Origin of the sequence: Hymenobacter aquaticus (assembly GCF_004765605.1) — a bacterium.
In the GTDB taxonomy this organism is placed as follows: domain Bacteria; phylum Bacteroidota; class Bacteroidia; order Cytophagales; family Hymenobacteraceae; genus Hymenobacter; species Hymenobacter aquaticus.
Genome location: NZ_SRLC01000001.1, coordinates 2,817,868 through 2,832,178, shown reverse-complemented (window position 1 = coordinate 2,832,178; position 14,311 = coordinate 2,817,868). Strand labels below are relative to the sequence as shown.

9 protein-coding genes are annotated in these 14,311 nt (G+C 64.6%); 5 read left to right on the top strand and 4 right to left on the bottom strand.

From position 1 onward, the window contains the following. Positions 1–22 precede the first annotated feature (22 nt). Positions 23–2,485 carry a GH36-type glycosyl hydrolase domain-containing protein gene (locus tag E5K00_RS11715; protein ID WP_135463401.1) on the top strand — a complete coding sequence of 821 codons (2,463 nt, stop codon included), beginning with the start codon at positions 23–25 and terminating at the stop codon, positions 2,483–2,485. A 112-nt stretch (positions 2,486–2,597) separates the two neighbouring features. Here the strand turns inward: E5K00_RS11715 and E5K00_RS11710 are convergent, their stop codons facing one another. From E5K00_RS11710 to E5K00_RS11695, 4 genes are all read right to left on the bottom strand, one after another. Then, a complete protein-coding gene (locus E5K00_RS11710) occupies positions 2,598–3,164 on the bottom strand; it encodes a GDSL-type esterase/lipase family protein (protein WP_135463400.1) in 567 nt (188 codons plus the stop codon). 10 nt (positions 3,165–3,174) lie between these two features. Continuing rightward, positions 3,175–3,753 (bottom strand): DOMON domain-containing protein, encoded by a 579-nt coding sequence (locus E5K00_RS11705; protein WP_135463399.1) that lies wholly within the window; start codon positions 3,751–3,753, stop codon positions 3,175–3,177. Positions 3,754–3,858: 105 nt separating this feature from the next. After that, the gene (locus E5K00_RS11700; RefSeq protein WP_135463398.1) at positions 3,859–5,337 is read right to left on the bottom strand and encodes a citrate transporter; all 1,479 of its coding nucleotides are present in this window, start codon (positions 5,335–5,337) and stop codon (positions 3,859–3,861) included. Positions 5,338–5,412: 75 nt separating this feature from the next. Beyond that, the gene (locus E5K00_RS11695) at positions 5,413–6,123 is read right to left on the bottom strand and encodes an N-acetylmannosamine-6-phosphate 2-epimerase (protein ID WP_135463397.1); all 711 of its coding nucleotides are present in this window, start codon (positions 6,121–6,123) and stop codon (positions 5,413–5,415) included. 262 nt (positions 6,124–6,385) lie between these two features. Here E5K00_RS11695 and nagB point away from each other — a divergent pair, with 262 nt between their 5' ends. From nagB to E5K00_RS11675, 4 genes are all read left to right on the top strand, one after another. Then, positions 6,386–8,311 carry a glucosamine-6-phosphate deaminase gene (nagB, locus tag E5K00_RS11690; protein ID WP_135463396.1) on the top strand — a complete coding sequence of 642 codons (1,926 nt, stop codon included), beginning with the start codon at positions 6,386–6,388 and terminating at the stop codon, positions 8,309–8,311. A gap of 306 nt (positions 8,312–8,617) precedes the next feature. Further along, positions 8,618–9,253 carry an RNA polymerase sigma-70 factor gene (locus tag E5K00_RS11685; RefSeq protein ID WP_135463395.1) on the top strand — a complete coding sequence of 212 codons (636 nt, stop codon included), beginning with the start codon at positions 8,618–8,620 and terminating at the stop codon, positions 9,251–9,253. Between the two features lie 227 nt (positions 9,254–9,480). Then, complete coding sequence (locus tag E5K00_RS11680; protein WP_167856843.1) at positions 9,481–10,533, top strand: FecR family protein; 1,053 nt, start codon at positions 9,481–9,483, stop codon at positions 10,531–10,533. Positions 10,534–10,608: 75 nt separating this feature from the next. Then, positions 10,609–14,298 (top strand): SusC/RagA family TonB-linked outer membrane protein, encoded by a 3,690-nt coding sequence (locus E5K00_RS11675; RefSeq protein WP_135463393.1) that lies wholly within the window; start codon positions 10,609–10,611, stop codon positions 14,296–14,298. Positions 14,299–14,311 lie beyond the last annotated feature (13 nt).

The following is a 14,311-nucleotide window of genomic DNA, read 5'->3' as shown; positions in this document are numbered from 1 at the left end:
CCTCTCAAGCTTACTTTCTGCCATGAATGACCTGTCTGCGCCCAGCGCTGCTCCAACCACTGCGCCGGCCGCTACGCCGCCCGGCCCGGCCTACGGCCACTTCTCCGCCGACTCCCGCGAGTACATCATCACCGACCCGCGCACGCCCCGGCCGTGGTTCAACTACATGTGGAACGAGCAGTACGCTGGCCTGATTTCGCACACCGGCGGGGGCTTCAGCTTCCTGGAGTCGCCGCGCGACAACCGGCTCACGCGCATGCGCTACAACTGCCTGCCCTGGGACCGGCCCGGTCGCTACATCATGGTCAAGGACGCTGAAACCGGCCAGTATTGGTCGTTGAGCTGGGCCCCGACCATCGAGCTGAAGTACGACCGGTACGAGTGCCGCCACGGCCAGGGCTACACCACCATCGTCACCGAAATAAACGGCGTGCGCGGCGAGCTGACCTACTTCGTGCCCACCGACGTGAATGCCGAGGTGTGGCGCGTGAAGCTCACCGACCTGAGCGGGCGCGCCCGGCAGCTGGAGGTGTACGCCTTCACCGAGCTGATGATGGGCAACGCGCTGAACGACATCATCAACCAGCCCAACGACAAGCACTTCACCGACATTCACTTTCAGGAAGATCTGCAGGCGCTGGAGTGCACCCGCCGCTACTGGGTGCTCAACAAGAAAGTATCGGTGGCCCAGCCCAACATCGGCTGGGACTACCACCTGTACTTCACCCTGAGTTTGCCCGTGACGGGCTTCGACGGCAGCCTCGACAAGTTTATCGGCCGCTGGCGCTCCGAAGCCAACCCCGAATGCGTGGAAACCGGCCGGATGCACAACACCGAAATCACCGCCGGCGACCCGGTGGCGGCCCTGCAAAGCAAGCTCACGCTGCAGGCGGGCGAGTCGGTGGACTTTGCCGCCGTGATGGCCGTGGTGAAAAAGGACGAAGACGTGCGCCAGCACGCAGCTTTCCGCTGGGAGGAGCTGCGCGATACGGCCGTACTGGATAAGAAGCTGGCCGCCGTGCGCGCCTACTGGGACGACTACCTGGGCCACATCCGGGCCCAGACGCCGGATGCGGCCCTGAATACCATGCTCAACGTGTGGAATCCCTACCAGGCCGCCGTGACCTTCGACATGGCCCGCAACTCGGGCTACTACCACGGCGGGCTGCTGTTCGGCAATGGCATCCGCGACCAGTTTCAGGACATTCTGGGCATGGTCATCACCCACCCCGAGCGGGTGCGAGCCCGCCTGCTGAACGCCCTGCGCTTCCAGCTGCAGGATGGCTCGACGCTGCACAACTTCTTTAAATTCACCAACAACGGCGAGAAAACCAACCACTCCGACACGCCGCTCTGGCTGAGCTTCGGGGTGGTGGAGTACCTCAACGAAACCGCCGACTACAGCCTCCTCGACGAGCTGGTGCCGTTCTACGACGGCGGCGAGCCAGCCACAGTCTACGACCACATCGTGCGGTCATTGGACTTCTGCCTCTCGGCCACCACCGAGCGGGGCCTGCCCAAGATGATGAACGGCGACTGGAACGACACGCTCGACCAGATTGGCCCCCTGGGCAAGGGCGAAACCGTGTGGGGAGCCTTTTTCCTGGCCTATGGCCTGCGCAAGTGCTTTCCGCTGCTGGAAAAGCGCGGCGACACCGCCACCCGTCAGCGCTGGCAGACGGCTTACGATAAGCTGGGCGAAGTCACCAACTCCGTGGCCTGGGACGGCGAATGGTACATCCGCGCCTTCAAGGATAACGGCGACCCGGTGGGCTCAAACGCGCACAAAGAGGGCAAGATCTTTATCAACTCCCAGACCTGGTCGGTTATTTCGGGCCTGGCCCCCGAGGAGCGCGGCAACTCGGCCCTCAACTCCACCTACGAGCTGATGGGTCGCCCCAACGGCATTCAGATCTGCTGGCCGTCGTTTACGGAAGTCGATGAAACCATGGGGCTGATCAGCCGCTGCGTACCGGGCAAGAAGGAGAACGGCGCCATCTTCAACCACGCGTCGTCGTGGTTTGTGCTGGCCTCCCTGCTCAACGGCGACGTGGAGCGCGGCGTGGAGGTGTACCGCCGCATGCTGCCGCCCAACTCGTCGGCCCGCATCGACCGCTACGAGGTGGAGCCCTACGTGTTTGCCGAGTACGTGACCAGTCCCGACCACGAAACCGAGGGCCAGGCCAGCCACTCCTGGCTCACGGGCACCGCCGTCTGGATGCTGCGCATCGGCCTCGACTACATCCTGGGTTTCCGCACCTCGCTGGAGGGCATCAGCATCGACCCGCACATTCCGGCCGCCTGGCCTTCGTTCACGGCCGAGCGGGTGTTCCGCGGCAAGCGCCTCAAGCTGACCGTGCACAATCCCCACGGCCGCAACCAGGGTGTGCGTGAGATGCGCGTGAACGGCCAGCTGGTGGCCGGCAATTTTATTGATCCGGCGAGTTATGCCGCTGCAGAATTAGTGATTGAAGTGACGCTATAAGGAGAGGGTATTCAAGCATACATGTGGGAATTCATGTGGGAATTTAAAAAAGCCCTCCGCACTGCGGAGGGCTTTTTTGCACTTAACCAAACACAAAAGAACTCTTTTCTGATTAGCTGCCGGAAGCCAGTCCCTGCTCCTGCACAACCTCCCGCAGCAGCAAAGCCCACCGTGCGTAAGCGGCTTCCAGCAGGTGCAGGCCATCGTCGGTGAAGTCGGCGCGCAGCTGGCCGGTTTCGTCGGTAAAGTGCGGGTGCAGGTTCAGGAACGGCGCACCAAGCTGCCGGGACAGCTGCGCCAGCTGCTGATTGAAGCCGACGATGCGCGCGTTGGGGCGGGGTGCATTGTCGCGGGTCGGAAATAAGGAGGTCAGGTAGATCGGAAGGCCCGGCGCGGCGGCCTGGCGCACAGCCGCCACGATGCGGATGATTTGCTGCAGAATGAACTCGTCGGTGCGGGCGCGGGCCAGGTCGTTGGTGCCGATGCAGACGAATACGGCCTGTAGCGTCGGCGTCGGCAGCCACTCCGGCCGCAGCCGTTCCAGCAGCTCCACCGTGCTGTCGCCGGAAACGCCCTCGTTCCGGATGGCCAGCTCCGGCAGCAGGCGGGCCGTATCGAAGCCGGCCGTGATGGAGTCGCCGAGCAGCAGCAAGCGGGGCGCGCGGGGAGTAGTTAGCATCGAAAAAGCTTCAGATTAGCTGCCCAAAATCAACGGGGCGGTGGAAGTCCGGCTCCGGGCCGGCGCTCAGCTGCAGGCCCCAGTAGGTGCGGGCGCCTGCCGGCCCCAGGCAGGCCGTGAGGTTGCCAAACAAAGGTGCGCCGGGGGCATAGTCGGGCACCTGCACGCGCAGCCGGGTTTGCCACACGGCCGGCTCCAGCACGATTTCCTTGAGGTAGGCCAGCGCCGGGGGCGGGGCGAAGTGGCGGGCCGGCTCCTCAATCAGCAGGGCAAACGGCTGCCCCAGCGGCGACACTTGCACCTCCAGGTAGGGCGCGGCGGTGGCGTCGGGGTGGGGGCGCGGCTGCAGGAACAGCTCTACCACGTCGTGTTCCCACAAGCCCCAGTTGGCGCGGTAATCGGTGCGGGAGAAGTCGGGATTGGTGTTCCAGGCTGCGCCAGCCGGCAGCGTCACCCGGAAAGTGACGTCGAAGTAGCCCTCCGGGGAAAGCTGCCAGCGGGCCTGCACAGCGGGCCGGGCCGCGGCGGGCGGCAGCGCGGCCGGGTGGGGCCGTAGGGCGGTAGCGTGTTGCAGGTGAGAAAAGCGCACGGGGAGCGGGATGAGGTGAGATAGAGAGAAGGGTACCAAGCGGCCCGCCAACAGCAGCGTGGCGGCCGGCACTATTGGACAGCGCGCAGGCTTGCGGCTTGCAGCTTACATAAACAGCACGGCGGCCAGCAGCAGGCCGGCCAGGGCCAGCACCCAGGTGTAGGGCAGCGTGTTCCAGAGGACTTTTTGCACGTCCACGCGCATTTCATTGGCCAGCCACACATTCTGGGTGTTGGTCGGGTCGCTGATGCTCTGAATGGGGCCTACGGCCATTAGCAGGCCCATAATAGCCAGCGGGTTGAAGCCCGACGCCAGGAACACGGCGGCCAGGCCGTAGCCCATGCCCCACACGTTCAGCGGGCCGCGGTAGAGCGCCAGCGGCGCCGCCAGCGTGAAAATCAGCACGTACGACCACCCGTGGTGGGGTTGAATAAACTGCAGCAGCGGCTGCAACAGCCCCAGCACCGGCCAGCCGCCGGGGTAGGCAGGCAGCGGCGTGCCCGGCCCCATGATGGCCACCAGCAGCATGCCGATGCCGAACATGAGCACCACGGCCGGCATCACCACCGCCCCGCCTTCCAGCGCGGCCTGAATCAGCAGGTTGAGGCTGCCGCGGCGGTAGGTGCTGACAAAGGCGTACAGCAGCCCCAGGATGAAGGCGGCAATGAAATTCACTTCGAACAGCAGAATCAGCAGCAGCGGAATCAGGGGCGAGAAGTAAGCCGACCAATGCACGTCATGGGCATTGTTGGTTCTGCCACTGAGTGCCGCCCGCCCTGTTACCAGCAGCGCCAGCGCCGCAAGTGCGGCCGCCGTAGCCCATTTCAGGCCCGTGCCTGCCTGCCCGGCCACTGTGCCCAGCTGCTGCTGGGCGTCCGGCGTCAGGCCGTAGTGGTAGCCGCCGATAAGCCCCGCCACCACGGCCAGCGTCAGCAGACTGCCCGTGATGATGCGGCGCAGGTTCAGCTCCTGCCCGTCGCGGTAGAGCTGAGCGGTGATGTAAATCAGCGCCGCCGTGGTGCTCACCCCAAACATGAGCAGCGCAAACGGCCGCACCTGCTCCAGCTGCAGGCCCATCACGCTCACGTACACGGCCCAGTTGGTAGCGTTGAGCGTGCCCCCGATGCTGAGCCCGAACAGGAAGATGCCCACCGTCGTCAGCCCGCCGATGCCTACCGACGACAGGATGGGCAGCACGATGGTGGCCACCATGATAATGGCCCCCAGCCCCGTAACAGTAGTAAACAGCAGCGCAATAATGGCCAGCATGCTCACGGCAATAAGCCAGGGGTTGTCGCCCGACAGCTCGGCGCCCTTCTTCACGAAGCTTTCCACCACCCGCGTTTTTTGCAGCATCACGCTGAGCATGCTCCCGAAGATGGCCACCGTGTAGGCCCCGTGCAGCTTCACGGCCCCGGCCCCAATGACGTGCTCCAGCACGTCGGGCACCCGGATGCCGCCCACCAGCGCCACCAGCACGGCCATGAGCGGCAGGGCCAGCAGCGCCGGTAGCTTGCGCAGAAACATGAGCAGCGCCATCAGGGCAAAAATGCCCACCAGGGCCAGCAGTTGAAGAGTCGGCATCCGGAGCAGGAAGGAAATGGGAAAGAGGCAGGAGAGGAGCGGTAGCCGGATAGACCCGGATTGCGGCCCGTTCCCCTAAGCCGGCGGCCCGGTCTGCAGTGCCTGCACGTACCATTCGGTGATGAGCGTGGGCCGCGTGATGGCCGAGCCGGCCACCACGGCCCAGGCGCCGGCCTGCCGCGCCGCCGCTGCGTCGGCGGGCGTGTTCAGGCGGCCTTCGGCGAAAACCGGGATGCCGACGCGGGCCACCAGGTCGCGCACCAGTGCCAGGTCGGGGCCTGCGGCTTTCAGGTGTGCGGTTTCGGGCGTGTAGCCGCTGAGGGTGGTGGAGAGGCAGTCGGCGCCGGCGGCTGCGCAGGCGTCGCCCTCGGCCACGGTGGCAATGTCGGCCATGACCAGGCAGCCCATTTCGGCCTTTACTTGGCGGATGAAGTCGGGGCCGCTGAGGCCTTCCCGCTCCCGCAAAGTGCCGTCGATGGCCACTACGGCGCAGCCCATTTCGGCCAGGGCCCGCACCCCCGCCAGCGTGCCCGTGATGCACACCGTGCCATCGGCAAACGACGACTTCAGCAGCCCGATGACCGGCACGCTGACTTCCGCCAGGATGCGGCGGGTTTTCTCGATACCCTCGGAACGGATGCCCGCAGCCCCGCCCTGCACGGCGGCGCGGGCAAACAGGGCCACGCCGGCGGGGGTGTTGAAGGGCGAGTCGCCCTCGGCCTGGCAGGACACGATAAGGCCGCCGCGCAGAGCGGACCAGGGGGAAGTGGGGGAGTGGTAGTGCATGCAGCTAGTTGAACTTAAGCGGGAGCAGGCTCCGCCGGATGATTCTCGGCTGGTGGCGGGCTGCCGCTTTTTTTTCAGGAAATTTTCTCCGGATTGTTAAGGGGTAGCCCATCCGTAGGCGTCTTTAGCAGCGAAACCCAGCTTTTTTTGCCGGCCCGGCCCGGGCCCACTTGCTTTTGCCCGGCCGGCTGGCCGGCGCGCTGGAATTGTACTGCCCCGATTTTTCTGTCAAGACACGTTTCACCCATTCTTTCCCCTAAGCATGACTGCTGCTGACGCCCTCCACGCCGAGCGTATCCCCACCACCATCTACTCCGACTCGGAGCAGGCTTCTATTGCTGCGGCCGGGGAAATTGCCGCCCTGATCCGGCGGCGCAACGCTGCGGGCCAGCCCTGCGTGCTGGGCCTGGCTACCGGTTCCACGCCCACGCGGCTGTATGAGGAGCTGGTGCGCCTGCACCAGCAGGAAGGACTCAGCTTCCAGAAGGTCATCACCTTCAACCTCGACGAGTACTTCCCCATGGCGCCCGACTCGCTGCAGAGCTACGTGCGCTTCATGCATGAGTACCTGTTCGACCACATCGACATTCGGCCCGAAAACGTGCACATCCCCGACGGCACCGTGGCCCCGGAGCAGGTGGGCGAGTTCTGCCGCCGCTACGAGGAGCAGATCCGCGAAGCCGGCGGCATTGATCTGCAGCTGCTGGGCATCGGGCGCACGGGCCACATCGGCTTCAATGAGCCCGGCTCCGGCGCGGCCTCGCGCACCCGCCTCATCACCCTCGACCACATCACGCGCACCGACGCGGCTTCCGACTTCTACGGCGAGGAAAACGTGCCGCGCCGCGCTATTACGATGGGCGTAGGCACCATTCTGGAGGCCCGGGAGGTGATGCTGCTGGCCTGGGGCGAGGGCAAGGCTGCCGTGGTGAAGCGCATGGTAGAAGGCGACATGACCGACTCGGTGCCGGCCACCTACCTGCAGAAGCACGCCAACGTCCACGTCATTCTGGATGAGGCCGCCGCCGCCGAGCTGACCCGGGTGAAAACGCCCTGGCTGGTGGGCACCGACCTGCGCTGGGACAACGATGCCCACGTGCGCAAGGCCGTAACCTGGCTGGCCCGCACCCTGCAAAAGCCCATCCTCAAGCTCACGGCTGAGGAGTACAACGAGCACGGCCTGTCGGGGCTGCTGGCCGAGTCGGGCGCCGCCTACGATATCAACATCAAGGTGTTCAACCAGCTGCAGCACACCATCACGGGCTGGCCCGGCGGCAAGCCCAACGCCGACGATACCCACCGCCCCGAGCGGGCCGTGCCCTTCACCAAGCGCGTGCTCATCTTCTCGCCCCACCCCGACGACGACGTCATATCAATGGGCGGCACGCTGCTGCGCCTCGTCGATCAGGGCCACGAGGTGCACGTAGCCTACCAGACCTCGGGCAACATTGCCGTGTTCGATGACGAGGCCATTCGCTTCGCCGACTTTGTGGCGGAGTATGATGAGGCCTTCAGCGTGGCCGGCGGGCAGCCCGGCGACAATATCTACCGCCGCGTGTCCGAAACGCTCAAAGGCAAGCAGCCCGGCCAGGTCGATTCCGACGAGGTGCAGCAGATCAAGGGCCTGATCCGGCGCGGCGAGGCCAAAAGTGCCCTGCGCTACGCCGGCCTCGACCCCGACGAGCGCGCCCACTTCCAGGATTTGCCCTTCTACGAAACGGGCCGCGTGCGCAAGAAGCCCCTGGGCGAGGAAGATATTCAGCTCACCATCAACCTGCTCAACCAGATACAGCCGCACCAGATCTACGCCGCCGGCGACCTGAGCGACCCGCACGGCACGCACCGCGTATGCCTGGCGGCCATCTTCGAGGCGGTGCGGCGACTGAAAGCGGCCGGCACGCCCTGGCTGCAGGACTGCTGGGTGTGGCTCTACCGCGGGGCCTGGCAGGAGTGGGACGTAGCAGAAATTGAAATGGCCGTCCCGCTTTCGCCCGAAGAGCTGACGCGCAAGCGCCGCGCCATCTTCAAGCACCAGAGCCAGAAAGACCGGCCGCTGTTTCCGGGTGCCGATCAGCGCGAGTTCTGGCAGCGGGCCGAGGAGCGCAACCGCACCACCGCCCAGCTCTACGACCAGCTCGGGCTGTCCGAGTATGAAGCCATTGAGGCCTTCGTACGCTGGAAATTCTGATGACAGGGACGCCCCGCGGTGGGGCGTCCTTTGTCGCTTTACATCCTGTTCGGCGGCGCAGCCGGCCTTCCCGAAAAAGCATTCCGCAGCAACGCAACCGAGTTGCTGGAGCGGTTTCTTCCACTACTTGCTGCGGCCAGGATACGGCCGTCACAGATTTTGCAGTACAAACGCAAAACCTCGGTTTTTGCCCGGAATTCCGAAAAAAAATGGCGCTGCGTGCCAGGTTGTTGAAAAAAACGAGGCTTTGGCAGAAAAAATTTGGTTTAACGCGGAGGAACCATCATTTTTAACAAAACGATTCTGATGGATTCTTCCCACCCGTCCACCGCTCTGCTTCTCCACCGCATTGCCACCGCCGACGACCGGCGGGCATTCGAGCAGTTCTTCACCCTGTACTACCCACGGCTGCTGAAATTCGCGCAGTTCTACGTCAAGTCGCGGGAGCTGGCGGAAGAGGTGGTGTCGGATGTGTTTTTCAAGCTGTGGCAGAAGCGGGCCACGCTGCCGGAGGTGAAGAACATGGACAGCTACCTCTACATTTCCATCAAAAATCAGTCGCTGAACTACCTGCAGAAAGCGGAAAACCAGCCTGCCATTCCGCTGGAAGATCTGCCGGCTTACTTGAGCGTAGAAACCCTCACGCCGGAGCGTACGCTACTGGTATCCGAGCTGCAGGCCGAGATTCATCGGGCCGTAGACAAGCTGCCGCCGCAGTGCAAGATCATCTTCAAGCTGATCCGCGAAGATGGCCTCAAATACAAGGAAGTAGCCGAGATACTGGGGATTTCCACCAAAACCATTGAGGTGCAGATCGGCATTGCCATCAAGAAAATCAGCGTAGATCTGCAGGCCCACCTCGCGGCCCGACAGGCACCGCCGCGCGTGCTGCGCATCGCCCAGGCCCTGATTCCGCTGCTGCTGGCCGGAGCGGCCGGCTAAAGAAGTTGGAGCAATCTACTTGTCAGCCTTTGCCAAGGCGCGGCCCCGGTCGCGCCTTTTTGCTGTCCGGGTGTCCGGCAGCAGCCTAATTTTACGGGGAAGTTAGGGGATATGGGCCGCACCCATGTCTAGAAAATCAAACACGTCATTTGAGCTGTAAATAGGGGATGGAGATTTCCGAACTATACGATCTTATCGGGAAAGAACTCGCCGGAGAACTCTCTGAGGTGGAGCGCGAAGTGTTGCACGCCTGGCTGGCCCAGGCCACGGAAGAGGAGCGCCTCGTTTACGACGAAATCAGGCTGTTCTGGCAGGGGCCCAAGCCCGTGGCCAACCCCGCCGACACGGCCCGGGCCTTTGACCGCCTGCTGGCCCGCATCGACGAGGCGGAACAACCCGCCCTGGCTGGTGAGGCTGCCGAAGCCGACGAAACCGGTGGCAGGGTAGTAGCCCTGCCGCGTCCGGCGCGGTGGCGGCGCCTGTGGCTGGCCGCCGCTTCGGTAGCCGTGCTGGCTACGGGCGGCACGGTGGCCTACCGGCAGTATCTGGCGCAGCCTAGCGGCCTGGCGCCGCTCAGCTACGAGGAGCGCACCAACCCGCGCGGTACCAAGTCCAAGGTGCTGCTGGCCGATGGCACGGCCGTGTGGCTGAACGCTGATAGCCGGCTCTCGTTTCCGGCCACGTTCAGTGGCGCGCGGCGCGAGGTATACCTGGAAGGGGAGGCCTTTTTCGACGTGAAGCGCAACGAGCAGATGCCCTTCATTATCCATGTGGGTACCCACGAGGTGCGCGTACTGGGCACGTCCTTCAATGTGAAAGCCTATAAGGAAGACGACGCCGTGGAAACGGCCGTCGTGACGGGCCGCGTGGCCTTTATCCGGGCGGCCCTGCCGGCCGCCGCCGCGCGCGACACCATCTATGTAGTGCCGGATCAGAAGGTGGTGTATTCCAAAGCCAGCCACGAGCTGCGCGTAGAGCAGGTCAATGGCCGCGACTACGCCTCCTGGAACCAACGCTCGCTAATCTTCCAGGCCACGCCGCTGGCGGAAGTAGCCAAGACCCTGGAGCGGCAGTACAACGTGACCGTGCGCTTCGAGGACGAGCGGCTGCGCAACTGCCGTCTCACCGGCCGCTTCAAGGATCAGTCGTTGCGCGAAGTGCTGCGCCTGATTGAAATGACCCGTGCCTTCGATTTTGAGCTTCAAAACAGTACGCTACTGATTAAGGGCCTGGGCTGCGACGCCGAAACCCCTGAGTCTCTAAAGCCTCTCACTATCTGATGACATGCCGTGGCCTGCGTGCGGGCTAGGTGTGTTCTTTTTTTTTGCTTCCCACCTCCCCGCCAATTCCCGCACATGAATCTAAGGCTACTCCCGGAATTTGCTTTTCGCTGCAACCCCACCACCCGCACCGCCGGCAAGGCGCTGCTGGTAGCCAGCTCTCTGCTGCTGGCCAACCTGTCGGCCGGCAATAGTGCCCAGCTGCAGGCGGCCTCCAGCGGGGCCACCGCCGCTACCATCACGCTCAAGGCCAAAGACAAAGACGTGACGTACCTGCTACGCGAAATCGAGCGCCAGAGCAGCTACGTGTTCATCTACAGCGACAACCGCCTCGACAAGCGCCGGCGCCAGACCATCAACCTGACCAACGTGCCCCTGGAAACGGCCCTCGACCAGGTGCTGCGTCCCTTGGGCATGGAATACCGCATTGTCGGGCAGCAGATTATCCTGACCGCCCGCCGGACTGATACGTCGGCGGCAGGACTGCCGACGCCCACCAACGGCAGCCTGGTGGCGCTGTCGGGCACGCCGGCCCCGGTGCTGCGCCGGCCGGCCGCGGCGGCGCGCACCGTGAGCGGCACCGTAACGGCCCGCGACGGCAGCGGCCCGCTGCCCGGCGTGAACGTGGTGGTGAAAGGCACCACGGTCGGGACGGCAACCAATGCGGAGGGCTTTTTCACGCTGGAGGTGCCCGAGGGTGCTACCACGCTGGTGTTCAGCTACATTGGGTTTACGGCGCAGGAAGTGGAGATTGGCAGCCAGACGACGCTGGCCGTGGCTCTGGCCCCGGATGCCAAAACCCTGTCGGAAGTGGTGGTGACGGGCTTCGGCCTGGAGCGGCAGCGCAAGTCGCTGGGCTACTCGGTGCAGGACGTGAAGGCGGCCGAAATCGTGGTGGCGCGCGAGCCCAACATTATCAACTCGCTGAGCGGCAAGCTGGCCGGCGTGCAGATCAACCGCAACGGCTCGGGCCCGGCCGGCTCCACCAACATCATCATCCGCGGCTACACCTCGCTCACCCGCGACAGCCGCCCGCTGGTGGTCGTTGACGGTGTGCCCATCGACAACACCAACCTGCAGCAGGCCAGCCGCCTGGGCGGCTTCGACTCCGGCGACGGCCTGTCCACCATCAACCCCGAGGACATTGAGAGCATCTCGGTGCTGAAGGGCGGCAACGCGGCGGCCCTCTACGGCAACCGCGCCGCCAACGGCGTGCTGATTGTGACCACCAAGAAGGGCCGCAAAAACCAGGGCTTGGGCGTGTCGCTGAACTCCAACACCACCTTCGACCGGGTGCAGGTGCTCACCGACTACCAGAACGAGTACGGGCAGGGCACGCAAGGGCGGTTTCTGAGCAACACAGCCGGCCAGCCCATCCTGACGGCCGACGGCTTCCCGCAGATTCAGCAGGCCGGCGAAAACATCGGCAGCTGGGGGCCGCGCATGGAGGGGCAACTGGCCCGGCACTGGACCGGCGAAATCAAGCCCTACAGCCCGCAGCCCGACAACATCCGGGACTTTTTCGAAACCGGCTATACCACCTCCAACACGGTGGCCCTGACCGGCGGCACCGACAAATCGACGCTGCGCGTGTCGCTGAGCGATTTGCGCAACAAGGGCACTTATCCCAACAGCAGCCTGGTGCGCGACAACGTGACGCTGCGCGGCACCACCTCGCTGGGCGACAAGCTCTCGGTGGATACCAAGCTCAACTACACCTTGTCGCGCACCTACAACCGCCCCACACTCGGCGCCAGCCCCGACAATGTGATGACGCAGTTCCTGTATATGCCCCGCAGCGTGTACATCGACGACCTGCGCGACTACCGCGACCCGGTGACCTTGCAGCCCCGCCTCTGGAACCTGAACACCCAACTGGGTGCCGGCGTGCTGGCCTCGGGCACCCAGCGCCAGAACCCGTTTTGGGCGGCTTACCTGAATACCAACGAGGTGAGCCAGGACCGGGTGAACGGCTCGGTGGCCATCCGCTACGACATTCTGCCCTGGCTGTGGCTGCAGGTGCGCGGCGGCACCGACTTCTATACCTCCCGCTCGGGCTACCGCTACGCCAGCTGGACGAGCTGGAACACCACGGCCGTGCCCGACCGGGGCGGCTTGTCGGAAAGCACGTTCCGGGTGAAGGAAACCAACATGGACTTCATCTTGAGCGGCACGCGCAACCTGAGCGAGGACTTCGAGCTGACGGCCCAGGCCTTCGGCAACCTGCTGCAGCGCAGCAACGAGCAGGCCGGGGCCTCCACGCAGGGGCTGAGCGTGCCCAACCTGTTCACCATCGACAACGGGGCGGCCCGCGTGCCCATCTACAACTTCTCGCGCTCCGAAGTACAGTCGTTGTTCGGGCGGGCTCAGCTGAGCTTCCGCAACGCCGTGTTTCTGGAGGCCACCGGCCGCAACGACTGGGACTCGACGCTGCCGCGCGGCAACTGGTCGTACTTCTACCCCAGCACCTCGCTGGCCGTGTCCTACACCGACCTGCTCAAGCTGGACTCCAAGGTGCTGAGCCTGGGCAAGCTGCGCGCTTCCTGGGCCCGCGTGGGCAAGGGTGCCAGCGCCTACGAGCTGACCACGCTCTATGATTTGGGGTCAGGCATTGCCAACGCGCCCGGCGTGGGTAGTTCCCACCTGGGCCAGCCGTTTGCCAACCTGCAGGACCAGCTGCCCACCATCAACCTCAAGCCCCAGACCACCCGCTCGATTGAGTTTGGCTCGGAGATGCGCTTTTTCAAGGACCGCGCCGGCCTCGACCTGACCGTGTACCGCACCAATACTTTCAACCAGGTAACCAGCATCGGCGTGACGGCCGCCTCGGGCTTCCGCAGCCAGCTCATCAACGCCGGCGACATCCAGAACCAGGGCCTCGAAATCGTGGGCCTTGTGACGCCGGTGAAGCTGGAAAACGGCTTCCGCTGGGATATGACCGCCAACTGGGCGAAGAACCAGTCGAAGGTGGTGGCCCTCAACGAAGGCGGCGTGTCGTACTTTCTCGGCAACGAGAGCAACAACGTGTCGGTAGTAGCCGCCGTGGGCAAGCCCTTCGGCGACATCTTCGGCACGGTGCTGCAGCGCGCCCCCGACGGGCGGCTGCTAGTGGATGCCAACGGCTTTCCGCTGGCCAGCACCAGCAACAACAACAAGCTCGGCAACTTCCAGCCCGACTGGTTTGGGGGCCTGAGCAACACGTTCAGCTACAAGGGGCTCAGCCTGAGCGTGCTGCTGGATGCCCGCTGGGGCGGCCAGATCTACTCGGTGTCGCAGCAGGTAGCCTCGGTGCGCGGCAATGCCAAGCAGACGCTCGAAGGCCGGCAGGGCTGGTACGAGTCGGAAGCGGCGCGGCTGGCGGCCGGCGCCACGCCCGCCAACTGGACGCCCACCGGCGGCGTGTACGTGGAAGGCGTGGTGAAGAATGCTGACGGCTCGTTTACGCCCAAGGCTGGTTTCGTGAACCCCGAATCCTACTGGGCGCGGCTCGCGACGGTGTCGGAGCCGTTCGTGTACGATGCCACCTTCGTGAAGCTGCGCGAGGTGGCGCTGGGCTACCGGCTGCCAACTGCGCTGCTGAGCAAGGCCAAGTTTATCCGTGGCGCCAGCTTCTCGATAGTGGGCCGCAACCTAGCCTTTCTGCGGCGCGACACGCAGGGCTTCGACCCCGAGTCGGGCTACAACCTGAGCCGGGCCCAGGGCCTGGAATCGGGCGGCTACCCCAACAGCCGCAGCCTGGGCTACAACCTCAACCTGGAATTTTAACGGCGGCTACGGC